The following is a 23,686-nucleotide window of genomic DNA, read 5'->3' as shown; positions in this document are numbered from 1 at the left end:
GCGGACTAAAGCCCGCTCCTCTTGATATAATTATTGTAGAATTTTGAGATTATCAAAAATATAATTCATAATTCATAATTCATAATTCATAATTCATAATTCATAATTCATAATTCATAATTCATAATTCATAATTCATAATTCATAATTCATAATTCTTAATTCTTAATTCTTAATTCATAATTAACTAAAAATGTACCTGTTGAATTTCTTCTTCAATCTCTTTGGGCGTTTCGTCTTCTGATTTAATGAAAATCATCGTAAGAATGGCGCCCAACAACATACAAACACCACCTACAACGACATAATCAATAGCATAATTTCCAAAAACATTGCTTACAATCGGACCTCCGAAAAGTCCGTTAATGATTTGAGGAATTACAATAAAAAAATTGAAAATCCCCATATAAACTCCCATTTTCTTTTGCGGAATCGAGTCAATTAACATCGCATAAGGCATCGCCAAAATACTTGCCCATGCAAAACCTAATCCGACCATGGAAATCCAGAGATTGTCGGTATCTTTAATAAAATACATCGAAATTAAGCCCAATCCGCCACAAGTTAAAGCTAATGCATGAGTTTGTTTTTTACCAATAAATTTCGCAATCGGAGTCAGCGCAAACGCAAAGAAAATGGCGTATAAATTGTATCTTCCAAATAAATGTCCCGTTAAATCGCCTGCTTTATTAAACTCCGCAGAATGCGTATCATCAGGTGAAAGTCCGAAATGGTGAGTCGCCAAAGCACTCGTCGTAAAAACCCACATCGTAAACAAAGCAAACCAAGAGAAAAACTGTACGATTCCCAATTTTTTCATTTGAATAGGCGCATTTTTAAAATCTTTAAAAATATCTGAGAATTTCGATACCTCTTCTACGATTGGTTTTCCGCCTTCAAATGAGGCAAATTCTTCCGGTGAATATTCTTTAGTTGTAATAATTGTATATAAAATCGACACAATTAAAACTGCCGCACCGATGTAAAAAGCATAAATAACATTATCTGCCACAAAACCATTGGGGGCTTCATTGGAAATCCCCATTTTTGTCAGCCAATTCGGTAATTCTGAACCAATAACTGCACCAATTCCGATTAAAATAGTCTGAACAGAAAATCCTATCGTTGCCTGATGTTTTGGAAGCATATCTCCCACCAAAGCACGAAAAGGCTCCATCGCCACATTAATTGAAGCGTCCATCATGGCAAGGAAAATCACCGCCAATAATAGAACATTTGCCGCCATCATTTGCGTTGCAGAAGCTGCATTCGGAAGCATAACCAAACCGATCGCACATAAAACCGCACCAATTAAAAAGTAAGGTTTTCTTCGACCAAGCGGACTCCAAGTATTGTCGCCCATATGACCGATAATCGGCTGAACAATTAACCCTGTAATCGGCGCTACCAACCAAAACCATGACAATTCGTGAACATCTGCCCCGAAATTTGCCAAGATTCTGCTCGCATTTCCGTTTTGCAACCCAAAAGCCATCTGAATTCCCAAAAATCCCATGCTCATATTGATGATTTGAGCCATAGAAAGATTGGGCTTTTTTCTTATTGAAAGTGAACTGTGGTGCTTAGGTTTCATTATTTGGTTTTTAATTTTTCGATTAAAATATCTTCGATTGTTGTTTTTTCAGCCACCACTTTATCCGACACATCGTTCGGAATTGTCATTGAAAGAACATACTGCTTCACTTTCCAAGCTCCGTTGATTTTTTCAACAACTCCTGAACCGCGGCAGATTTTCATTTGAGTGTCTAATAATTCGTCGAACCAAGCTAATTTCCCGTCTTTGCTGAAATAGATATTTCTTTTTAATGAAGTGAAATTCCATGTTTTCTTTTTATCGAAGTGAGGTTTTCCCCAAATCATGAACTCTTTTTTATCCCAAACTTCAGTAGCATCTGTTCCGATAAAAGTAGATTCGTCAGCGTAATAATTAAAATAGGCATTGAAATCAGCTTTTGCCGCAGCGATGTTGAAACCGTCGAGCATTTTGCCAATTTCTATTTTTTCTTTTTCAAATTTTGACTGAGATAAAATGGTTGTGAAACTCAGGAAACATAGTATGAATGTGAAGAATATTGTTGTTTTTTTCATGTTTAAATTTTGAATGTTTTTTAATTTCAATTCTATTTTAACGCTAAGTTCGCTAAGTTTTTTTTAAACTCTTACTGAATATTTTTCGTTCGCAAAGGCGTTTCACTCAGCAAAGTTCAAAGAGAAGAGAATATGAGATATGTTTAAGTTTATTTTAATTCAATAATCATTGAGGTTTTTGCAGGTATTGTAAAATTGTTTTGTAGAGAAATTTCTTTTCCTGAAATTATTTCTTTGCCTTTTGAAAATCCGTTTAGAGATTCTGCAAAATGTTTTACATCTACCGTTTGCTCTTTTTCATTATTATTTAAAACAACCATCACGCTTTCTTTTTCGTTGTATCTAAAATACACAAAAACATTATTCTGAGGAACGAAATTTTTAGTTTTCCCGGTGTGAATGACTTCTTTTCCTTTCCTCCAGTTTAATAATTTTTGAGTGAATTGATAAAATTCCTTTTGCTCAGGAGTTTGAGTTGAAGGATGTAAAGCGTTTTGTTGATCCGATTTCCAGCCACCCGGAAAATCTCTTCGAATATCTGCATCGCCGCCTTTATTTTTATCACCTCTCATTCCGACTTCTGAACCGTAATAAATTTGTGGAATTCCACGAACGGTTGAGATTAATGTTAATCCTAATTTGTACGCTTTCGGATCATCATTAAAAATTTCGTTCCATCTTTCTGTGTCGTGATTTTCAAAGAAAACCAAGATATTATTGATGTCGGGATAAAGAAAATCACTACTGAAACTGTTGTAAATTCTGTTCATTCCGGTGTCCCAACTTTCATTTTCTTTTAATGCTTTAGGCAAATCTCCGTACAGCATAAAATCCATTACGGAAGGAAGATTCGAGTTGTAATTCGCAGCTTCACCCGTCTTTGAATCCTTTTGCCAAGCTGAAATTTGTCCTGCAGTACTCAACCAAGTTTCTCCTACAATATTGAATCTCGGATACTCATCGGTGATTGCTTTTGCCCATTTTGCCATCGCTTCTTTATCGTTGTAAGGATACGTATCTACACGAAAACCGCCTAATTCGGCGTATTCTATCCACCAAATTGCATTTTGCGTTACATATTTTAAAACCAAAGGATTTTTTTGATTAATATCGGGCATTGTTGTATCAAACCACCCATCTAAAGCTACTTTCTTATCTATTTCGGACGCGTTGGTATCGAACTGAGTTGTCGTTTTATAATTGGAACGTTTAAAACCGTTTTCACCATCATTAAACCAGTGAATCCAGTCTTTTGTCGGCAAATCTTTGATCATCCAATGCGAAATTCCCCAGTGATTGGTGACGTAATCCATCACCAGTTTCATGTTTCTTTTGTTTAATTTTTGTGAAAGCTCGCGGTATTCTTCATTAGTTCCGTAGCGACCGTCGATTTTATATAAATCTGTTTGCGCGTAACCGTGATAAGAATACACTTTTTCGTTGTCTTCATTCACGGGCGTTAACCAAACTGAAGTTGCTCCTAAATTTTGAATATAATCTAAATTATTAATGATTCCTCGTAAATCTCCGCCGTGACGACCGTTTGGTAAATTTCGGTTTGCTTTTTCAGTCAAATTCGGCATTGAATCGTTCTTTTCATCACCGTTGGCAAAACGATCCGGCATGATTAAATACATCACATCTTTTGAAGTAAAAGATTCTCTGTTTGCAGAATTTGGATTTCTTTGTTTTAATTCATAGGTATAAGAATCAATATTTTTTTTGCCGTTTTTAATAGTAATTTTAAACTTCGGAACGTTGATTTCGTTTGTGTTTACCGTAAGAAAAACGTAGTTCGGGTTTTCAACTTTCTGAATGTCTTTTACCTTGATTCCGTCTGAAAGTTCGATTTCATTTTTAGCAATATCTTTTCCATACACTAAAATCTGAAGCTCGGGATTTTTCATTCCTTTCCACCAAAAAGCAGGCTCTACTTTTTGAATCTGTGAAAAAGCGATCACTGCCGTTGAAAGGGCAATAATGGTGTATATTTTTTTCATTTGTAATTTTTTTGTGATTTAAAAACCTTACAGAGGTATTTATCTGTAAGGTTTATAGGTTTTGGCTAGAGCCGTATTTTATTTTTATCATAAAAGTGGGCTTCCTTCAACCAGCTCAGGATGACATGCCCACTCGTATTGATAATGCAAAATTAATTTATCGGTTTAATTGAAACGGCAAATCCGCCACTTCTTACCATTTTAAAATCAATTTTTGATTTGCTTGTAATCTGTTTTTTGTAGATGTTATAGCTTTGAGGATTGTTGATATAATCGGCATCTTTTCCGTCTTCATAGATTGTTGCTTCATATTTCTGACCTTTGTTTAAGAATGAAAAATCTACCGTATAATCGCGTTTGTTTTCATCTGTAATTCCCCCAACAAACCAGTTTTCTGTACCTTTTGCCTTTCTCGCTGTGACTACATAATCTCCCGGTTTCTGCCGATAAGATTTTCGTATCATCCCAATCTGCCGCTACATCTTTGATAAACTGGAAAGCATCCATATGTTTTTTGTAATTTTCAGGTAAATCTGCCGCCATTTGAAGAGGCATATACATCGTTACATACAACGCCAATTGTTTCACCAACGTAGTTTTCACAAAACGCTTATCTCCAGGGAAATAGTAGTCTAATTTTGTCTGGAAAATTCCCGGTGTATAATCCATCGAACCGCCCATCCATCTTGTAAATGGTAAAATTGTCTGATGATCGGGATTATTTCCTCCGAAAGCTTCATATTCCGTTCCACGAGCTGCTTCTGCGGAAATGTAGTTTGGATAGGTACGACTTTCTCCTGTCGGACGAACCGATTCGTGAGAATTGACCATGATTTTGTACTCGTTTGCTTTCTCTGCAATTCTGTAGAAATGATTGATCGTCCATTGAGAATAATGGTGCTCTCCTCTTGGAATAATATCTCCAACATAGCCTGTTTTTACCGCATCATAACCGTATTTATTCATCAACTGGAATGCTTTATCTGCCCATCTTTCATAGTTCGTTGCAGAACCGGAAGTTTCGTGGTGCATGATTAACTTAATTCCTTTAGAATGAGCATATTCATTCAACATTTTAATATCAAAATCCGGATAAGGCGTGATGAAATCGAAAACAAATTCTTTTGAATGACCGAACCAGTCTTCCCAACCGATATTCCAGCCTTCAATTAATAAGCCTTTGAAGCCGTTTTCTGCGGCGAAATCGATATATTCTTTAACTTTCGTATTGTTTGCAGCGTGCTTTCCTGTGGGAGTTAATTTTGAAAAATCTGTTATTCCAATATGAACATTTGATTCAGGTTGCGCGTATGCCCATTGAGATTTTCCAATAATCATTTCCCACCAAACTCCCATATATTTTGTAGGGTGAATGTAAGAAGTATCGGTATATTTTGTAGGTTCATTAAGATTAAAAATCATTTTTGAAGCCATCACTTCTTCCGCTTTTGGCGAAACAATAATCGTTCTCCACGGTGTAACAGAAGGTGTTTGAATATATCCTTTTGCACCCTGTCTGTCGGCAGTAAGGTGAGTTTTAAATTTAAAATTCTGAGCATCAACTTCCAAATGTGAAGCCGGATAATCTAAAACCGCCGCTTCCGCAACATTAACATATAAAGGATCTTTTCCTTCTTTTTTCAGCATTAATGGAGATTGAACCGCATTTTTAACCAAAGACTGAGACGCATTTGCATCAAAAGCTTTATCCCATCTTGCAGGAATTTCAGAGATTTTTGTTTCCTGATATTGGTATTCCTGAGAATCGTAATCTGCAACCATCCACCAAGCTTTCATATCTGTCGGGAAATCGATTTCAGAATCCTCTTCACGAATCGTGAAATAGTTCAGATTTTTCTGCTGTGGAAATTCATATCTGAATCCCAATCCATCATTAAACAATCTGAATTTTATGACAATACTTCTGTCAGCCGACGCCTGATTAAGCGTAACCGCCAATTCGTTGTAATTATTTATGTAATTTTTCTTTTCACCAAGAACCGGTTGCCAAGTTTCGTTTTTGGAATCTCTTTTTTCATCAGTTTTTGTAAAACCGTTGTTAAGATCAAATTTTGCATCTTCAGGTTTCGCAATTTCTGAAGCGAATTTTATAGAAGTATCTTTGAATAATCTCAATCCTAATTTGGAATCTTCCACCACTGTTCCTCCATTATATTTTAAATTATAATAAGGAACTCCCTGCTTCAGCTGAAAGTTCATTTCAAACTTCCCGTCCGGCGATTTTAAAGATTGCGCATTTACACCAACAAACATCATCGAGAACAAAAGCGCTCCAACTGTAATTTTCTTCATATAGACAATTTATAAACTTTAAAAATAAAGAAAGTGCTGCCGAAAAGCAACACTTTGCTAAGTAAATTCAATTTATTTTATTATAATGGCTGAATTTTATAGACTCCTAATTTAAGGTCTATTGAAATTTTATAACTTCCTCCAGTTCCATCAAATTTTATATTTCCGTTACTTCCTTTCGGTCCGACAAATCCGGTGTTTCCGTCAGCTGTAATATTTCCCCAGTCGAGATCTCCCCAACTTTGCTGACCTAAAAATTTAAATTCAGAAGCAGCGGGAAGAGCTGTTGTGTATTCAAATTTCCCACCTCCTAAATTAGTCATCGGAATTGCCGTTGCAACATTCCATCCATTAACCGTTCCTACGATGTACAAATTTGCAGGATTCCAGTTATTGATGGGAGAAGCCGAAACCGTAATTGACTTCATTGTCGCATCTGCATCTATAACTATTTTATACATTCCTGAAGTGCCATTAAACTGAATATTTTCAGGAGTTGCAGCTGCTAAATTGGTAGACCACGTTTTAAAATATTTGTTTCCGGCGTTCATTCCTGTAGCATCCAAACTGTAATTAGTAGGTCCCCAATCTTGCTGACCTAAAAACCTGAAAGGTTTTCCGTTTTCCAAATAAGTATAAATTGTAGAAAGATTGTCTTTTTTATACAACATTTGTGCAACACCTGCATTCCAGCCTACGGCTGAAGCTTCACCAACAATGTAAAATGACGGGAACGCCGTTAAATATGGAGTAACAGTAACCTTAATCGTATTGGAATACAATACCACATTCCCAACTTCGGATTTCATTCTGATATCAATATCAGTTGCGATTCCAGGTATGATTCCTGCATCTATCATCAATTTATTAAAATCTGCAACTAAATATGTAGATTTAAGATCGTTTGCCGTAATAATTGATTCGCTTGCTCCCTGAAAATTTGTTCCCGCTTTTGCAAACTGAAGTGTGTTTTTCAAGGCTACCTGAGATTGAAATTGAGGATTCGTCCAATCAAATATAATCGCTTCAGCGGCAGCATTATCTTTTAGTAATACAATCGATATTGTACCTGTTTTTAAAGTAGGAGTTGTACCGTCTCCTAAAATAGCCAAATCTTCGTTTTTATCACAAGAAACTACTAAAAAAGCAATAATCGCTATTGTAAGTATTTTAAATAATTGTTTCATTATAATAGTGTTTTTAGATATTAATATCCGGTATTTTGTACCAGATTAGAATTTGCCACAATATCTTTTGCAGGAATCGGATAGAGATTTCTATAACTTTCTACCGCTTTACCATCTTTTACATTTCCTTTCCAAGGCCATAAATAGTCTCCTGTAGTGTATTTCCCAAATCTGATTAAATCTGTTCTTCTCGTCATTTCCCAAGACAATTCTCTTGACCTTTCGTCTAAGATAAAATCTAAATTTATTGTACTCACATTTCCGCTTGTATTTCCGTAAGCTCTTTCTCTTAAATTATTTACATAGGTAATGGCTGTTGCCAGATTTCCGTTTCCGCCTCTAAGAGTTGCTTCTGCGTACATTAAATAAATATCTGCCAAACGGTATAAAGGAATATCTGCTTCTACCCAGTTATTGTTTGAACCGGGAGTTCCATCACTTTTAACATTTTTAAATTTAATAAAAGCATATCCGTCATTAAATGAACCTAAATCATTGATCTCAAGATTTTGTCCGCTTGTATAGAAATTTCCTCTTTTATCCGTTCCGGTTGTCGGAAATTTATTTACAAAAGCTTTTGTAGTTCTAATACCACTCCATCCGCCATTAACTCCGAAATCCGCAGCAGGCATCGTTCCTCCAATTGAAGCATGGACTAAATAGGTTGTTCCGCCGTTTGTCTGCGTATTAAGTCCATCAAAGTTAATTGTGAAAATCGCTTCAGGGTTATTCACGTTATTATCTGCTAAGAATAAAGAGCCATAAGTTGGTTTTAATGAATATCCTGCACCAATAATCTTATTACAATAAGTAATAACGTCATTATTTCTTTGTGTCCCTGAATATACACTTGCATTTAAATATAATCTTGCCAATAATGACCATGCAGCCGCTTTATCTGCTCTACCATAGGCGCTCGCTTTTGGATCTCTTAAATCATTTGAACAAGCTAAAAGTTCTTGCTCAACATAGTTGAACAACGCTGCTCTTTCAATTCTTTGAGGCGGATTCACAGATCCCGGAAGATAATTTTCATCCACAAAAGGTACATTTCCGAAAAGGTCTAAAGCATGAGAATAAGATTGAGCCCTTAGAAATCTTGCTTCTGCACGCATATATTTAGCTTCGGTTAAATTATCTCCTGAAATACCATTAGATGCTAGTTTTTCATCGGTTACATTTCTAAGAAATTCATTACAAAAAGCAATTTCTGTGTAAATTCTGTAGTATAAAGCTGCAATAAATTCGTTGGAAGAATCCCAAGTCATTTTGTGGATTGTATGCAGGTTTCCGTCGTTCCAGCCGATAACAGCTTCGTCTGTAGAAATTACCTGCATGGTGTACATTAGTCTCGTATATTGAGAAAACCCACCATTGATTCCGTTAATATCACTATCGGGATAATTTCCTCCGTCACCACTTACCTGACCTCCCATTGCCAAACCGCCATAGAGCTTTGCCAAAGCATTGGGATAGTTTTTAAAATCTGTAAAAATACTTGTAGAAGTCACATCTGTAATAGGCTCTTTTTCAAGATCATTTATACACGATGTCACAGATAACAACCCTACAATACTGGCTGTTAAAATTATATTTCTTGTTAATTTATTTGATATCATCTTACTACTAATTAAAATTGAAAATTAAAACCTAATGAATAAATTCTTGGCATTTGATAATATCCATTATCAATTCCTCCAAAAACTTCAGGATCAATCCCTGAATATTTTGTAATCACAAAAACATTCTGAGCCATTGCATACACTTTTAAGTTACTTCCTTTAGTGAAAATTTCTCCAAAATTGTAGCCTATATTTACATTATCCAATCTCAGGAAAGATGCATTTTCAACATATAAATCAGAAAAATACTGCGGAACCTGAAACTGATAAACAGGTGCTGTTGCGTGAACATTTTGTAAATATTCGTTGGTAGACGCAGATTGTAATGAACTATTAGCAGCAGCATTATTGTAAACATAATTACCCAGAATTGCTCTTGCACTTAATCCAAAATCCCAATCTTTCACAGATAATTTTGTAGAAAATCCTAAAATGGCATCCGGTGTTGTAGATTTATAATAGTATTTATCAGAAGTATCTATTTTACCGTCTCCGTTTCTGTCGACATACACTCCGTCTACAGGCTTTCCGTTTGTATCATACACTTGCTGATACACCCAAAAAGCATTAGGAGAATATCCTACAGCATGAGCCTGAATCGTGTTTCCGGAACCTCCTTCAATACCTCCAACAGGGATGTTAAATGCTGCATCAGCTCTATCCAAAAGTTTTGTCACTTCCGGTTTGTAGTGTGTTGCATTAAAATTCAGCTCCCAAGTTGTTTTGTCATTTTTTACAGGGATTACAGTGATACTGCCTTCAATTCCTTTGTTTTTCATGTTTCCTACATTCAAGAGATTTTGATTACTCAAATCTCCTGCTGCAATAGGAGCAACGACTAACAGGTTTTTAGTATCTTTTTGAAATACATCAATAGAGCCTAATATTCTGTTTTTCATAAATCCATAATCTAGCCCAATATTTTTCGTTGTCGTAGTTTCCCAAGTAAGATAAGGATTATAAATATTAGGACGGTACATGAAATAATACGCATTACCAAACTGATAACCTGCTCCCGGACCACTTGGGTTGTAAGCGGCATATGCAGGATAATTATTCGGTCTGTTTCCGTCTAAGCCCGGAAGTTCCTGTTGACCAGTTCTACCCCAACCTGCCCTTAGTTTCAATGTACTTATCGAAGAAATACTTTTAATAAAGCTTTCTTCACTTAGTTTCCATGCAACTGACACTCCCGGGAAATTACCCCATACGTTATCCTTTGTTCCGTTGAAAAATCTTGAAGAACCGTCTCTTCTTAACGATCCAGAAATGATATATTTATCAGCAATTGTAAAAATTGCTCTTCCATAGAATGATATTAATGTATTTTGAGATTCAAAATCATTTCCTACTTGTGTCGGAGCATTTCCTTTGTAACTAACAGAACCAGGAATAACAGTTTTAAAATCCTGATAAGAATAACCCGCAGTAATATCTACTCCTGTATTAATTGCAGAAATATTTTTAACATAATTAAAATAAGTCTCTAACAATTTATTTTTCTTCTCCATACTATAACTGTTAGCACTCCCTTGATCATTAAATCCGGCTTTATATCTTGCATCAATTGTCTTGAGTCCATCACTTTTCGTATAATCATATCCCGCATTTACGTTAAAATGCAAATCGGGAAGAAAATGAAATTTATAATCTAATTGCACATTACCCAAACCTCTTGTTACCGATGATACATCATGAATAGCCATTAAAGAAGCTAACGGATTGGCATTAGAATTTACATTTAATCCTCCATTTAGTAACCATTCATAATATCCTCCGTAATTTGAATTGCCAGAATATACCGATTGAGTCGGGTCAAAATAAGTGGCAGATTTAATAACTCCCGCATCTGCAAATCTATTATCTGTAAACGTTCCTTTTGCACTTACATTCACAGATAAATGATTATCAAAAAACTTGGGATTTAGATTTAAACCAACAGAAGTTCTTTTAAAAGAGTTTGTTCTTACAATACCATTCTGCTCATTATATCCAACTGATAATCTGTAAGGTAAACCTTTAATTCCTCCGGAAAAAGCAACATTATTATCTGTTCCCCAAGCATCCTGATAAATTAGATCTTGCCAATTGGTATTTGCTGTTCCTAATTTTGCTTTGTAAGCAGCAGAAGCATACGTATTAACAAAATCCCTGAATTCATCGGCACTAAGAACATCTACATTCCCCATTTTACTGGAAACAGAAGCCACACTTGAAAAATTCACTCTGAACCTACCTGAGCTCCCTTTTTTTGTTGTAATCAAAATAACCCCGTTTGTAGCACGGTTACCATAGATCGCTGTGGCAGAAGCATCCTTTAAGATATCAAATGTCTCAATATCGTTTGGATTAATTAATGATAAGGGATCCGAAGCTCCGTTTACCCCCACAAAATCTTGTGGCACCCCGTCAATTACGATCAATGGTGAGTTATTACCATTCAAAGATGCTGTACCCCTGATTCTTATGGCAGTTCCCGATCCTGGAGCACCGCTATTATTAGTAATCTGTACACCCGGAGTTTTTCCCTGAATTAATTGTCCTGCAGAAGTTGCACCACCATTGAAATCTTTTGCACTTACCGAAGTTATCGATCCTGTCACATCCGATTTCTTCTGCTTCCCATACCCAATCAGCACAACTTCTTCTATCTTTTTCTCCTTTGTTGCAGAGTCTTTCGTTTGCGCGTGTATCATTGTACCAGCCAATAAAAATGCGGGTGCAATTTTTAGTACCGTTGTAAAATTTTTCAAAATATCGTCTTTTTATAGTTTTTTAATAAAGAATTTAGCAATAAGCCAGCTTTGCAATTTATAAAAAAATTATAATTATCATAATATTATTATAAATTCGGATAAATTTATGTACATTAAACGAGTATTTTAAACTAATAAATTGTTTATCAATAATTTATGTTAAATTATGCGAAACATAACAACCTACTACAATTAACAAAAAGTTAAACATTAGTTTAACTAAATGTAACATTCCATTAACTTCATTAACATTTAAGGATTTTTAAAAACAGGAGAAATACAGGTTTTCGAGAGATATTCCTTATCTTTGCAGTTAAAACTTTACTATAAATGTCAAACAGAAAGATGATTACGGCAGCTTTGCCTTATGCAAACGGACCGGTTCATATAGGGCATTTGGCGGGTGTCTATATTCCTGCGGATGTTTACGCAAGATTTCAGAGAAGATCAGGAAAAGAGGTAGCTTTTATCTGTGGTTCGGATGAGCACGGAATTCCTATTACCATAAGAGCCAAAAAAGAAGGAGTTACTCCACAACATATTGTAGATCAATATCATGAGGTTATCAAAAAGTCTTTTTCAGATTTGGGAATTTCTTTTGATGAATATTCAAGAACTACTTCTAAAAAACATTATCAAACGAGTCAGGATTTCTTCAGAACCCTTCATGATAAAGGAAAATTCACGGAAGAGGTTTCTGAGCAGTATTTTGATGAGCAGGCTAATGAATTTTTAGCCGACAGATACATCGTAGGAACTTGCCCGAATTGCGGTAACGAAAACGCTTACGGAGATCAGTGCGAAAGATGCGGTTTCTACCCTTTCTCCGTCAGAATTGATCAATCCGAAATCGATGTTGAGCGGAAATGTTCCTATTTTAAAAGAAACAAAAAACTGGTATTTACCATTAAATGAATACGAAGATTTCCTTAACGAATGGATCATTGAAGGTCATAAAGACGACTGGAAACCGAACGTTTACGGACAGGTTAAATCTTGGTTGAATGATGGTTTAAAACCTCGTGCAATGACCAGAGATCTGAACTGGGGAGTTCCTGTTCCGCTTCCGAATGCAGAAGGGAAAGTGCTTTACGTATGGTTTGATGCACCGATCGGATATATTTCTTTCACCAAAGAATGGGCTGAGAAAAACGGAAAAGACTGGAAAGATTACTGGCAAAGCGAAGAAAGTGACTTAGTTCATTTTATAGGAAAAGATAATATTGTCTTCCACTGTATCATTTTCCCTGCAATGATGAAGGCTCACGGAGATTACATTATGCCTACAAACGTTCCTGCTTTCGAATTCCTGAATCTTGAAAACGATAAAATTTCTACCTCAAGAAACTGGGCGGTTTGGGCACATGAATATGTTGAAGATTTCCCAGGACAGCAAGATGTCTTGAGATATTCTTTATTGTCTTCTGCTCCGGAAACAAAAGATAATAATTTTACTTGGAAGGATTTTCAGACGAAAAACAATTCCGAGTTAGTAAATAAATTTGGAAACTTTATTAATAGAGTAATTTCTTTCACTAATAAAAACTTTGAAGGAAAAGTACCAAATGGGATTTTGGATGAAGAAAGTAAAAATGCGATAAATACAGCTTTAAATGATGTTCAAAATTATTTAGAGAAATATGAGTTTAGAAATGCTTTAAATGCATTTATGGCTTTAGTAGATTATGGTAACTTATATCTTCAAAATGCAGCTCCTTGGAAAACAATAAGTGAAAACCGCGATACAGCAGGTCAAACAATGTTTGTTGGAGCACAAATTGCAGCAGTTGTCGCTCAATTATGTGAACCATTTATGCCATTTACTGCTGAAAAATTATTTGGTTATTTTAATATTGAGAAAAAGAATTGGAGTGACATCCAAAATTCCAAAATCCAAATTGAAGCTGGACACGAAATTGAAAACGCACCTTTATTATTCAATAAAATTGAGGATAGCGTAATAGAAGCTCAAATTCAAAAATTAGAAAATACAAAACAAAACAATAAAAAGACAAATCCTAACGCAAATCCTATGAAGGACGAAATCTCTTTTGATGATTTTACGAAAATCGATCTTAGAACGGCTACCATTTTAGAAGCTGAAAAAGTAGAAAAAGCTGATAAACTGTTGAAACTTAAAGTTGACACAGGTGTAGACATAAGAACTGTCGTTTCAGGAATCGCAGAAAGTTTCACTCCGGAAGAAGTTATCGGAAAACAAGTGATGATTTTATTAAATCTTGCTCCAAGAAAAATCAGAGGAATTGAATCTCAGGGAATGTTGCTATTAACTACAAAAGCAGATGGAAAGTTATGTTTTGTAACTCCTGATGAAACGGTAGAAAACGGTATTGAGATTGGATAATTTTCAATATTTTAGATAAAGAAAAGACGTACAAATGGTACGTCTTTTTTGTTTTCTTGTCATTACGAGGAGCAAAGGGACGAAGCAACCTCGTTTGCTTACTTCTATTTTTCCTGAATTACTATTATTCATTTAGTTTGTCATCCCGGAGGGATCTAAGCACGAATCTTCCAAACTCAATTCTAATAAATTTGCTTAGATTCCTGCGGAATGACAAACTTTGTGGTTGACTTCATGTTTTAATATTTTAACAAAATGGCTTCGCTCCTCGCAATGACAAAATCCATTTATTTTTTAGTCAGTTTTGCTAAATAACAATCTTCATCTTGCATTATTTTTTCGATCCCAAAACCGTTATTTTCAGCAGCATTTTTTAACGTATCAAAATCAAGATAGAGCCATTTTATCGGATCTTCCGACTCGCCTTTATAATGAACGGTATAATCCAGTTCACCGTAATATCCGTTTGCAGGAATATAAACTCCACCGTCTTCATCACGATCGAACATATATAAAATATCGGTACTATCAATTAAAACCTGTCCGTTTTCGTGTAGTAATGAATGTAATTTTTTAAGGTAAATATCAATTTTTGTAAGGCTTTCGAAAATTCCTGTTCCGTTCATTAAAAGTAAGATCGTGTCAAAAGTATCTCCTGAAAAATCAAGGATATTTTTGCAGATTGTTTTTTGAACGCCTCTTAATTTCGCAACTTCAACAGATTTTGGTGAAATATCCAACGCTAAAACATCCAAATTCATGTCATTTTGAAGATACAAAGAATGCGAACCCGCTCCGGATCCAATGTCCAAAACTTTTCCTTGAGATAATTCTAGGGCTTTTTGTTCGATCTCATTCATTTCTTCGAAATCTCGGAAAAGGTATTCTACAGGAAGCTCATCCAATTCGGAAATTGAAGTTTCAGTCTGCAAATCTTCAGGATTTTCGTTTTGAAAATAATCCCAGATCGCCTTACCCATTAAATCTTTCATAGTCGTTTTTAAGAACTGTAAAGATAAAGGTTTTTGGATTGTTTTTTAAAACACAAATGACACAAATTTTTTCACGAATAGCACTATGAAATGTTTGTAGTTATTTAATCTTAAGTTAAAAAGCTTAGAAAATATTCATTCAGTTATCCAAACTAAGTTTAAATGACATCGTTGAGATTCCTGAGGAAGGGCAAAGTGCGTGTAATTTTGATGAGATTGCTTCGTTCCTCGCAATGACAAATACTGTGATGATTGTGATCGTTTGATAAAATACCAAATATTCTAGCCCCGATCGCAGCATTTGTTTGAGCTCATTTTTTGTAAGTTTCGGCGGCGCGGCTTTGCCGCGCCGCCGAAACTTACAAAAAATAGCGAGTGCGGAGAGCGGGAAAAAGCTTCAAATAAAAAAAATAAATACCTTTTCGATGCAATCAAATAGCTCTTAAAAAACTACAATTTGAATAAAATTCTAAAAAGACAAAGCCCTGTCTCAGCCGAAAAGAACAGGGCTTCATCATGAAAAACAAGGTATCTTTACATCACAGAACCTGCAGCATCCTTTAGTTCTTCTGCGAACTGTTTGTTTTCTTTTACTCTTCTTTTTGCAATGGCTGATTTTCCGCGCAAAACTCTTATAAATCTGCCATATTTGAAACGTTCTGCTCCAAAATGATGCGTCATAACATATACCAAAATCGCAAAACCTGCCCAAATAATATATCCGAAAATCTTTTTATTGGAAGCGATAATGGCATTAAGCTGAATGGTTTTCAGATTGGAAGCTACATTTTGCGGACTCACCGTCAAACCATCCATATAAACCGCCAAATCTCCTAAACTTTCGATCTGAAACTGGTATTGAAACCATGAAAACAGGGCTGAAAAGAAACCGACGGTCCAGAAAGTTCGCCATACCAAAAACAATCCGATTGCAGCCAACATATCATTTAATTCAAGCTTGTCTAAGGTGTAATACCAAACTCCGATGAATAAAGCAGCCATTCCGTAACCTTTTAAAAATAGGGGTAAATACCAGTTTTCATAATTGAATTCCAGCACCATCGAAAAATACATGATGATTGAATATCCCAACATCGCGGAAAATCCCAAGAAGATGTAAATTTTTAACGGAATATCTTTTTTAAACCAAATGACAGCGACGAAACCCGCCAAAATAATTCCGGGAATCATGAGTACACTTAATTTCGCATTTGTCAACTGATCGTATCCCAACACTCCGACTGCATAAATATTCTGAATCGAAATCGTTCCCACAAACATTCCCAGACAAAGCAGCATAAACACACCGTTTAAAACATTGCTTTTTGAAAGTATTTTAAAGGATAAATAGGGTCTTTTCAAATGAATCTGACGAACAACCAACAATGCAAAACTCACAAAAGCCGCAATACTTGCATTGATAATTTTGCTTGAATTCAACCAATCCTGTTGTTTTCCGAAAGAAAAAATATACGCCGAAAACATAAAAGTCGAAACGAAAAATATAATACTTAACCAATCGATATAATACAATGGAACTTTCAGCGCAAAGTATTTATTATGCATAAAAATCCATTGAATTAAGGCTAAAATAAAGCACAAAATAGAAATGATAATAAAAAATTGTTGCCAATTATACAGAATTGAAACTTCCACCGCATAATATCCCGCAATCTGATTCATCATTAAGATAAAGGTATAAAAAATGCCATAAAACATTCCTCGGTTTCCGATCATTGCCATCACCGGTAAAAATAATTCTATCGCGACCATCATCTTTAAAAACCCCATTAACAAAGCTGATGCAATGATTACGGTCGGTTCCAACGTTGTTGCGCTTATGTAATTTAAGATTCCTAAAAGAACTAATACCGTGGTAATTTTATTTCGTATTTTGAATCTCATTTTCAGTCTGAGAACAATCGGCATACATGCTCCCATCCCAATCGTAGTCGCATAATTTGCAAAAACATAGTATTCCGAAAGTGCGCCCGTTCCACCAACCATATAACTGATGTTTCCTGTATAAACCCCGCCAAGAGGCATCACAACAGCCATTAATAAAGTAATTAATAAAAGTTGTATAGGTTTTGGTACCCAATCGTGAAATAATCCTTTGTTGTACATGATTTAGAATTTAGATGTTGAGGGTTGGAAGTTTGGAGATGGAAGCTGGAAGTCCTTTTGCACCGCATAAACTTCCTTCTTCCTGCATCCAGCTTCCCTCCAAAAATCTACTTATTAATCTGAATGTTCATATTCATACCTGCGCTCAGTTTAGCAATATCTTCTTTTTTGTTGGAAGCTGTAAACTCGATTCTCACAGGGATTCTTTGCTGAACTTTGATAAAGTTACCCGTAGAATTATCCGTCGGAACATTAGAATATCTTGAACCTGTTGCCGCAGAAACTGCCGTTACAACACCCTCAAATTTTTGTCCACCCAATGCATCTGCTGTCATCATCATTTTTTCACTGATTTTTATATTTGGCATTTGGCTTTCCAAAAAGTTGGCAGTTACCCATTTTTGTCCGTTCAGAACAATGGTTGCCACTTGTTGTCCGGGTTGAATTAACTGCCCTTCAGAAATAGCTCTTCTTCCCATCACACCGTCATAAGGCGCCGTAATTACAGTATACGAAAGATTGATTTTTGCCATATCCAACGCAGATTTTGTTCTTTTTATTTCAGCATCGATAATTCCGAATTTACTTTTTACTTCTGTCGTAGAAAGATTGGCGGATTGTTTTTGATTAACCAACATTTCGTAAGCCGCTTTTTGCGCATCATATTCAGTTTTTATCTGATCGTATTGCTGTCTTGTCACGGCTTCCGAAGCCAGAAGATTTTTATATCGGTTTAAATTCTGTTCGGCATTCCACAATCTTGCTCTTGCTCCTGCAATATTAGATTCCATTACATTGACGTTATTAGAAACGGTGTTTACGGAAGAACCGGTTGCCACACGTTGAGCCAAAGCATTTTGATAAGCCGCCTCAGCCTGACCGATTTGTGTTAAAATTTCACGATCATCTAAAATTACCAACGTATCTCCTTTTTTAACGTTTTGATGTTCAATGAATTTAATTTCTTTGATATAAGCCGAAACTCGCGTGTTGATCGGATTGATAAATTCCTCAACCTGAGCGGCTTCCGTATACGTTTTATCTCCGATATGAAAATATTGACGAACCAACCAATACAACCCAAAACCGATGATCAGAAAAACAACAATATTTGATATAATGGCTTTTAATTTATTCTTTTTGGTTTCCTTTTTCTTTGTTTCAGCGCTTGATGTTGCGGGAGTTGACTGTATATTTTGAGGAGTTTGTTCCTTGTTTTCCATTGTTTTTTAGTTTTTAAAAATTAAAGAGTTCCTGTAGATTTCAGAAGATTATAATATTGATACAAGACATTGATTTCGGCATTGGCATAATCTAATTCCGACTGTAATTTTTGATTCTGTGCGTCGATCATTTCCGCCTGTACCGCTAATTGGTTCAAGTACTTAGCTTCTGTAATCTTGTAGTTTTCTTCGGCTAATCTTTTAGCATCATTCAGAATATCAGCTTGTTGAATAGATTCCTGATACTTTACATAAGCCGCATTTACTCCCATATTGATATTATCTTCAACAAGAATCATTGCGTCGTTTGCCTGTGTTTTTTGTAACTCACCAAGCTTTACTCTTTGCTTTGTTTTAAACAGATTATCAATATTATAGCTTAAAGAAACACCCGTTTGCCAACCTCCTGCGTACATATCCACAACAGGATTTCTATTGGTAATCGGTCTTTGTAAGCTGTAACCTCCAAATCCGGCTACAGTAGGTGCTTTATCGGTTTTAATGATCTCAATATTTTTATCGGCAACATCGATATTTGTTTTGGCTGATTTCATTTGTGGATTGCTGCTGTGAGCAAGATCAATATAATAATCCATGCCGATTCCGGATTCTTTGTTGGTTAACTCTTCAATCGGAATAATCTCAGTATCAAGAGGTAAACTCAAAGCTGTACTTAAATTATAATTAAGAATTTTCTTATTATTCATCAACGTCAAAATTCCCTGATCTAAGTTTTTGATTGCCAATTCACCACGAATTACTTCATTTCGCGTCACCATTCCCTGCTGATAAAATTTTTGAATATTTTTTAATCTTTCCAGAGCCAGTTTTTTGTTGTTTTGAAAGACAGATTCCTGATTTAAAATTTTATAAACATCCAGATAACTTGAAATCACCAAGAATTTCACGTCTTGTACATTTTTTTCAAAATCTAATTTTGATAGCTGTTCACGGAGTCCGGCCATTTCGATCGATTTATTCACCAAACCTCCTTTGAAAATCAATTGAGTCGCCTGTACAGCGTAAGAACTTCCGTAATGAGGCATCGGAATATTGGTAGAATTTGAAAAATCTTTGTCGATCGCAAGGACATCTCCCAAATAAAATTGGCTCATAGAAGCTGTAATTGTAGGCAGTTTTTGAAGCTTTGTAACATTAATATTCTGTTTAGCAATATCAATATTTTGTGCTGAAACTTTTAATTGTCGATGATTCTGAACCGCCAGTTCGGCGATCTCCTTCGCTGTCATCTCTCTTATTTGTTGTGAAAAAAACAGCGCCGGAAATAAAGCGATCACGAGTGATATTGCTGCTTTTATATTGTGTACCATTTTACCTTGTTTTACAGATGCAAAGTTATGATAGCACAAAACTCAATCAAATGATTCAGAATTGGAAAAAGATGTTCAAATGTAGGATCTCGATTTTCAGATCAATTCCTGTATTGAGTTGGACTGATTCCTAAATGTTTCTTAAAAAAGTGAGAAAATGAGTATTGATCGCTGAAACCAAGCGCATTCGAAACCTCTGAAACAGGCTTATTGGAGGAGTTTAAAAGCATTTTCGCTTCATTAACAACAATGGAAGCAATGATCTGACTCGCCGACTTTCCCGTAACCGTCTTGATCACCGAAGAAAGATGTCTGGTTGTAATCCGTTGTCGCTCGGCGTAGAACTCAACGGTGCGATTGATATGGTAAAGTTGCGCAAGATCTGTCAAAAAAAGAAAAACAATTTCTTCTTGTCTCGACATCTGATTCACTGAGCTATTGTCTTCCTTCGAAATAATCCCAACCATTTGATAACAAAAAACAGAAAAAAGATGTTCTACCACTTCTTTTTTGTACAAAACTTCTGTTTCCCGGTCTAAAATATATTTAAGAAAATTCACGCTTTTCCAAACCACTTCCATTTCTTCCGGTTCAAAAGGAACACCGCGATTCATCTGCTGTCTAAAGTAACGATAGCTTATTAATTTATTGAACCTCAATGATAAAGCAGTAATAAATTCTCTTTTATAAGCCACCATTCTCGACTGAAAATCATCGCTTACGGAAACAATTTCATACACCGTTTGCGGATCTGTTACCATAAACATATTCTCAGAAATTTCAAGATCACTGAAATGTTGGCGAAGGATTAATTTCCCGCTTTTAACAAAGATAAACGCCGGATTATCAAGACGAAAAGGCTTTCCGACAGCTACTCTCTCGAAAAGATTATAATGTGTAAAAATCTCAACCCCGAATTTTTCTAAGACAGACATAACACAAATTTAACCAATATATCCAGCGATTGCAAAAATTTATTATTTTAGTATTTTACAATTTGTCATTATGAGAAAGATCGATTTATTATTTGCAGAATACAGCGAAAGTCACAGAAACGCAACCAACAAATTCATTCACTGGATCTGTGTACCTTTGATTTTCTGGACAATTTTAGGTTTTATCTCATATATTCCGACCCCAAATATGTATCTGAAATACTATGGTTTTCTGAGCATTGCAAGTTTTATCGCCATCACTTTAGTCACCATTTTTTATTTCCGATTATCATGGAGAATCGCGTTAATTATGTTTTTCGTTATGCTATTAATGGAACATTTTGTATCATTAGTTAATGTAACATTCACAAGAAAATCATGGATCTTTTTCTTAGCAGTTTTTGTAATTACATGGATTTTACAGTTTGTAGGGCACAAAATTGAAGGTAAAAAACCCTCTTTCTTAAAAGATTTACAATTTCTTTTAATAGGACCCATCTGGCTTTTAAGCTTTATTCTTAAAAAACTGGGAATCAAGTATTAGATAGTTTGGGTATGGAAGTATGGATGCGGGAAGAGGGAAGTTTATGCAGAGTGAGAAAACTTCATGCCTCTATCTTCCATCTTCAAGCCTTTTTAATCTTCCAAAGCATAGACTGCAAAACTTGCTAACCAATGATCGCCACCGTAATTTCCCTGGAAAAGTAAGGGAAGTCCGTTATTTAAAAATACAGTTGCGGTTTTCTGAAAATCCTTTTTTAAGGGATGATTATCAGGAAGTGACTTTGCAATTCCTTTCATACACCAAGCTTTCGTAAACGATAATCCGACCAAATGAACTGTTTGATAATCGCTCAAATCACTTACAACAGGAATCTTTTCAATATTCTCTAAACTTCGCTTTTCATAGAAATTATTGAACCACTTTACAAATTCTTTTTGAGGAAGAACTCTTCGCATCAAATCTGCAATTTCTAAACTCGGCGAAAAGAAATCGGAACCATCGGGTTCAAGATAAGCGGGTGTTTTAGTATTATTTAGATAAAAATATTTTGCCCTTTCTACCAATTGATTTTCAAACTCTTTATCATGATTTGCTCTTGCCCAATCGAGTGCAAAAACCATTGCAAAAGCCGTATTCGGATGAACTCCAGTTCTGTTTGGGTACGTTTGTTTTGGAAGGTACGTTTTCCATGAAGCTAAAATTTTATCCGTTAAAGGTTTTAAATTTTCATGCCATATTTTCGCTTTCGGATTGTCCCAAGTTAGTAATTCTTCATCCAGTTTTAGCAACCAAGCCCAACCATAAGTCCTTTCAAACGTTGTGGTTAACTGATATTTTGTAAAATAATCTGCCTCGGTCTGAAGCTTTTCCTTTTGAAACGAATTCTCAAGAATTTTTTCAATGTTTTTTGCAATTGACAAATCGGGTTTTGTCTTTAGCAATCGAACCAGCATCCAATGCCCATGAACAGAGCTGTGCCAATCAAAACAACCATAAAAACTTGGATGCAGGTCTTTTGGAGTTAACGGAACTTCGTTTGCTGTATTGATGATATGCGCGGTTTTGTTCGGATATTCCTGATTGATGCAGTGAAGCGGTTTTTCGGATAATTTAATCGCCATTTCGTTCGTCAGTTTCGGAATTTCCTGAGCGTACATCAAAAATGGAAAAAATATAATTGCTAAAAGACTTTTTTTCATTCAATAAAAATATAAATTAATTTGATTTTTGTGGCTTAAGATAGCATTAAATAAAGTATTTACAAAAAATATCATCATTTATTAAAAATTTATAATTAAATATCAACTTTAAGCATAGTTTTTGATAAGATTCAGCAAAACTTATTCATGAGAAAACTATTTATACCATTACTTTGTTTATTTCTTATAAATTGCAAAAAAAATAAAACAATTGCCAATGAATCTCCTAAAGAAATGGCAATGATGGCTCCGCAGGAAGACAAGGTTGATGCAGCTATCGTATTCCCTTCTCCAAATTCTCTTTCAGAAGTAACTTTGGCAAATACGAATACAATCTCCAAAAAAATTATCAAAAACGGGGACATGAGAATTCAGGTTGGAGATATTAAAAAAGCTCATAATCAAGTCGATGAAATTATAAAAAACAACAAAGCTTACGTTCAGAAAGAAGAGTTTCAGAATACAGACAGAAATGAAAATCTGGATATTACCATCAGAGTTCCGCATAAAAATTTTGATGTTTTGGTGAATTCTTTTTCTGATGGAATGGGATCAGTTTTGTCGAAAAATATTTCTTCAGATGACGTGACAGAAGAATATACCGACGTTTCTATCAAATTAGGAAACAAGAAAATCTATCTTGAAAAATATCGCGATATGCTTAAAAGTGCGAAAACGACAAAAGACATTCTGGAAATTCAGGAAAATATCCGTGAACTGGAAGATGAAATTGATGTTTCAGAAGGCAGACTTCGTTTTATTGATGACAGAGTGAATTACAGCACTTTGAATTTAAGTTTATATAAAGAAAAAGTGAGAAGTTCAGCCACTTCAACAATAGGTTTTGGAAGCCGTTTCGGAGATTCTGTAACGGAAGGCTGGAATAGTTTTGTTGCTTTTTTCCTTGGTGTTATTTCGCTTTGGCCGTTCTTTTTATTGATTCCCGTTGTTGTTTTGCTTTGGAAAAAATGGAGAAATAGGAAGAAAAAGTAGTTTTTAGAATTACTGATTCTGTTAAAAAT

16 protein-coding genes and 1 pseudogene are annotated in these 23,686 nt (G+C 35.2%); 4 read left to right on the top strand and 13 right to left on the bottom strand.

Annotated elements, in window-relative coordinates; translation table 11 throughout:
* Positions 1 to 187: 187 nt before the first annotated feature.
* The 7 genes and pseudogenes from J3D55_RS09790 to J3D55_RS09760 all read right to left on the bottom strand — a co-directional run bounded on the left by J3D55_RS09790 (position 188) and on the right by J3D55_RS09760 (position 11,984).
* On the bottom strand, positions 188 to 1,594 hold the full coding sequence (locus J3D55_RS09790) for an MFS transporter (RefSeq protein ID WP_259130688.1): 1,407 nt from the start codon (positions 1,592 to 1,594) through the stop codon (positions 188 to 190).
* On the bottom strand, positions 1,594 to 2,109 hold the full coding sequence (locus tag J3D55_RS09785) for a nuclear transport factor 2 family protein (protein WP_259130687.1): 516 nt from the start codon (positions 2,107 to 2,109) through the stop codon (positions 1,594 to 1,596). The genes J3D55_RS09790 and J3D55_RS09785 overlap by 1 nt, the downstream gene beginning before the upstream one ends.
* Before the next feature lie 149 nt (positions 2,110 to 2,258).
* The gene (locus J3D55_RS09780; RefSeq protein WP_259130685.1) at positions 2,259 to 4,109 is read right to left on the bottom strand and encodes a glycoside hydrolase family 13 protein; all 1,851 of its coding nucleotides are present in this window, start codon (positions 4,107 to 4,109) and stop codon (positions 2,259 to 2,261) included.
* A gap of 152 nt (positions 4,110 to 4,261) precedes the next feature.
* Positions 4,262 to 6,422, bottom strand: a pseudogene (locus tag J3D55_RS09775) (glycoside hydrolase family 97 protein).
* Between the two features lie 80 nt (positions 6,423 to 6,502).
* On the bottom strand, positions 6,503 to 7,609 hold the full coding sequence (locus J3D55_RS09770; protein WP_259130683.1) for a SusE domain-containing protein: 1,107 nt from the start codon (positions 7,607 to 7,609) through the stop codon (positions 6,503 to 6,505).
* A gap of 20 nt (positions 7,610 to 7,629) precedes the next feature.
* Complete coding sequence (locus tag J3D55_RS09765; protein ID WP_259130682.1) at positions 7,630 to 9,228, bottom strand: RagB/SusD family nutrient uptake outer membrane protein; 1,599 nt, start codon at positions 9,226 to 9,228, stop codon at positions 7,630 to 7,632.
* Between the two features lie 11 nt (positions 9,229 to 9,239).
* A complete protein-coding gene (locus J3D55_RS09760) occupies positions 9,240 to 11,984 on the bottom strand; it encodes a SusC/RagA family TonB-linked outer membrane protein (protein ID WP_259130681.1) in 2,745 nt (914 codons plus the stop codon).
* A gap of 333 nt (positions 11,985 to 12,317) precedes the next feature.
* Between J3D55_RS09760 and J3D55_RS09755 the strand changes: the two genes are divergently transcribed.
* On the top strand, positions 12,318 to 12,902 hold the full coding sequence (locus J3D55_RS09755; protein ID WP_259130680.1) for a class I tRNA ligase family protein: 585 nt from the start codon (positions 12,318 to 12,320) through the stop codon (positions 12,900 to 12,902).
* Positions 12,823 to 14,352 (top strand): methionine--tRNA ligase, encoded by a 1,530-nt coding sequence (metG, locus tag J3D55_RS09750; RefSeq protein WP_259130679.1) that lies wholly within the window; start codon positions 12,823 to 12,825, stop codon positions 14,350 to 14,352. The genes J3D55_RS09755 and metG overlap by 80 nt, the downstream gene beginning before the upstream one ends.
* 287 nt (positions 14,353 to 14,639) lie before the next feature.
* Here the strand turns inward: metG and J3D55_RS09745 are convergent, their stop codons facing one another.
* The 5 genes from J3D55_RS09745 to J3D55_RS09725 all read right to left on the bottom strand — a co-directional run bounded on the left by J3D55_RS09745 (position 14,640) and on the right by J3D55_RS09725 (position 20,960).
* On the bottom strand, positions 14,640 to 15,344 hold the full coding sequence (locus tag J3D55_RS09745) for a class I SAM-dependent methyltransferase (RefSeq protein ID WP_259130678.1): 705 nt from the start codon (positions 15,342 to 15,344) through the stop codon (positions 14,640 to 14,642).
* Positions 15,345 to 15,878: 534 nt separating this feature from the next.
* Positions 15,879 to 17,471, bottom strand: coding sequence for an MFS transporter (locus tag J3D55_RS09740; protein WP_259130677.1), 1,593 nt, complete (start codon positions 17,469 to 17,471; stop codon positions 15,879 to 15,881).
* 107 nt (positions 17,472 to 17,578) lie between these two features.
* Positions 17,579 to 18,694, bottom strand: coding sequence for an HlyD family secretion protein (locus J3D55_RS09735; RefSeq protein WP_259130676.1), 1,116 nt, complete (start codon positions 18,692 to 18,694; stop codon positions 17,579 to 17,581).
* Between the two features lie 20 nt (positions 18,695 to 18,714).
* Positions 18,715 to 20,025, bottom strand: a complete 1,311-nt coding sequence (locus tag J3D55_RS09730) for a TolC family protein (protein ID WP_259130675.1) — start codon at positions 20,023 to 20,025, stop codon at positions 18,715 to 18,717.
* A gap of 101 nt (positions 20,026 to 20,126) precedes the next feature.
* On the bottom strand, positions 20,127 to 20,960 hold the full coding sequence (locus J3D55_RS09725; protein WP_259130674.1) for a helix-turn-helix domain-containing protein: 834 nt from the start codon (positions 20,958 to 20,960) through the stop codon (positions 20,127 to 20,129).
* A gap of 70 nt (positions 20,961 to 21,030) precedes the next feature.
* Here J3D55_RS09725 and J3D55_RS09720 point away from each other — a divergent pair, with 70 nt between their 5' ends.
* Positions 21,031 to 21,504 carry an Mpo1 family 2-hydroxy fatty acid dioxygenase gene (locus J3D55_RS09720; RefSeq protein WP_259130672.1) on the top strand — a complete coding sequence of 158 codons (474 nt, stop codon included), beginning with the start codon at positions 21,031 to 21,033 and terminating at the stop codon, positions 21,502 to 21,504.
* A 92-nt stretch (positions 21,505 to 21,596) separates the two neighbouring features.
* Here the strand turns inward: J3D55_RS09720 and J3D55_RS09715 are convergent, their stop codons facing one another.
* Complete coding sequence (locus tag J3D55_RS09715; RefSeq protein ID WP_259130670.1) at positions 21,597 to 22,664, bottom strand: DUF2891 domain-containing protein; 1,068 nt, start codon at positions 22,662 to 22,664, stop codon at positions 21,597 to 21,599.
* 147 nt (positions 22,665 to 22,811) lie between these two features.
* Between J3D55_RS09715 and J3D55_RS09710 the strand changes: the two genes are divergently transcribed.
* Positions 22,812 to 23,657, top strand: coding sequence for a DUF4349 domain-containing protein (locus J3D55_RS09710; RefSeq protein WP_259130669.1), 846 nt, complete (start codon positions 22,812 to 22,814; stop codon positions 23,655 to 23,657).
* The last annotated feature ends 29 nt before the right edge of the window (positions 23,658 to 23,686 follow it).

Source organism: Chryseobacterium ginsenosidimutans (assembly GCF_024807225.1).
GTDB lineage: Bacteria > Bacteroidota > Bacteroidia > Flavobacteriales > Weeksellaceae > Chryseobacterium > Chryseobacterium ginsenosidimutans.
This window is presented reverse-complemented; position numbering and strand designations above follow the sequence as displayed.

What these genes read in the sequence shown, in the direction of transcription:
- J3D55_RS09790 (WP_259130688.1), bottom strand. Translation starts at nt 1,594, where the DNA reads ATGAAACCTAAGCACCACAGTTCACTTTCAATAAGAAAAAAGCCCAAT.
- J3D55_RS09785 (WP_259130687.1), bottom strand. Translation starts at nt 2,109, where the DNA reads ATGAAAAAAACAACAATATTCTTCACATTCATACTATGTTTCCTGAGT.
- J3D55_RS09780 (WP_259130685.1), bottom strand. Translation starts at nt 4,109, where the DNA reads ATGAAAAAAATATACACCATTATTGCCCTTTCAACGGCAGTGATCGCT.
- J3D55_RS09770 (WP_259130683.1), bottom strand. Translation starts at nt 7,609, where the DNA reads ATGAAACAATTATTTAAAATACTTACAATAGCGATTATTGCTTTTTTA.
- J3D55_RS09765 (WP_259130682.1), bottom strand. Translation starts at nt 9,228, where the DNA reads ATGATATCAAATAAATTAACAAGAAATATAATTTTAACAGCCAGTATT.
- J3D55_RS09755 (WP_259130680.1), top strand. Translation starts at nt 12,318, where the DNA reads ATGTCAAACAGAAAGATGATTACGGCAGCTTTGCCTTATGCAAACGGA.
- J3D55_RS09745 (WP_259130678.1), bottom strand. Translation starts at nt 15,344, where the DNA reads ATGAAAGATTTAATGGGTAAGGCGATCTGGGATTATTTTCAAAACGAA.
- J3D55_RS09740 (WP_259130677.1), bottom strand. Translation starts at nt 17,471, where the DNA reads ATGTACAACAAAGGATTATTTCACGATTGGGTACCAAAACCTATACAA.
- J3D55_RS09735 (WP_259130676.1), bottom strand. Translation starts at nt 18,694, where the DNA reads ATGGAAAACAAGGAACAAACTCCTCAAAATATACAGTCAACTCCCGCA.
- J3D55_RS09730 (WP_259130675.1), bottom strand. Translation starts at nt 20,025, where the DNA reads ATGGTACACAATATAAAAGCAGCAATATCACTCGTGATCGCTTTATTT.
- J3D55_RS09725 (WP_259130674.1), bottom strand. Translation starts at nt 20,960, where the DNA reads ATGTCTGTCTTAGAAAAATTCGGGGTTGAGATTTTTACACATTATAAT.
- J3D55_RS09720 (WP_259130672.1), top strand. Translation starts at nt 21,031, where the DNA reads ATGAGAAAGATCGATTTATTATTTGCAGAATACAGCGAAAGTCACAGA.
- J3D55_RS09715 (WP_259130670.1), bottom strand. Translation starts at nt 22,664, where the DNA reads ATGAAAAAAAGTCTTTTAGCAATTATATTTTTTCCATTTTTGATGTAC.
- J3D55_RS09710 (WP_259130669.1), top strand. Translation starts at nt 22,812, where the DNA reads ATGAGAAAACTATTTATACCATTACTTTGTTTATTTCTTATAAATTGC.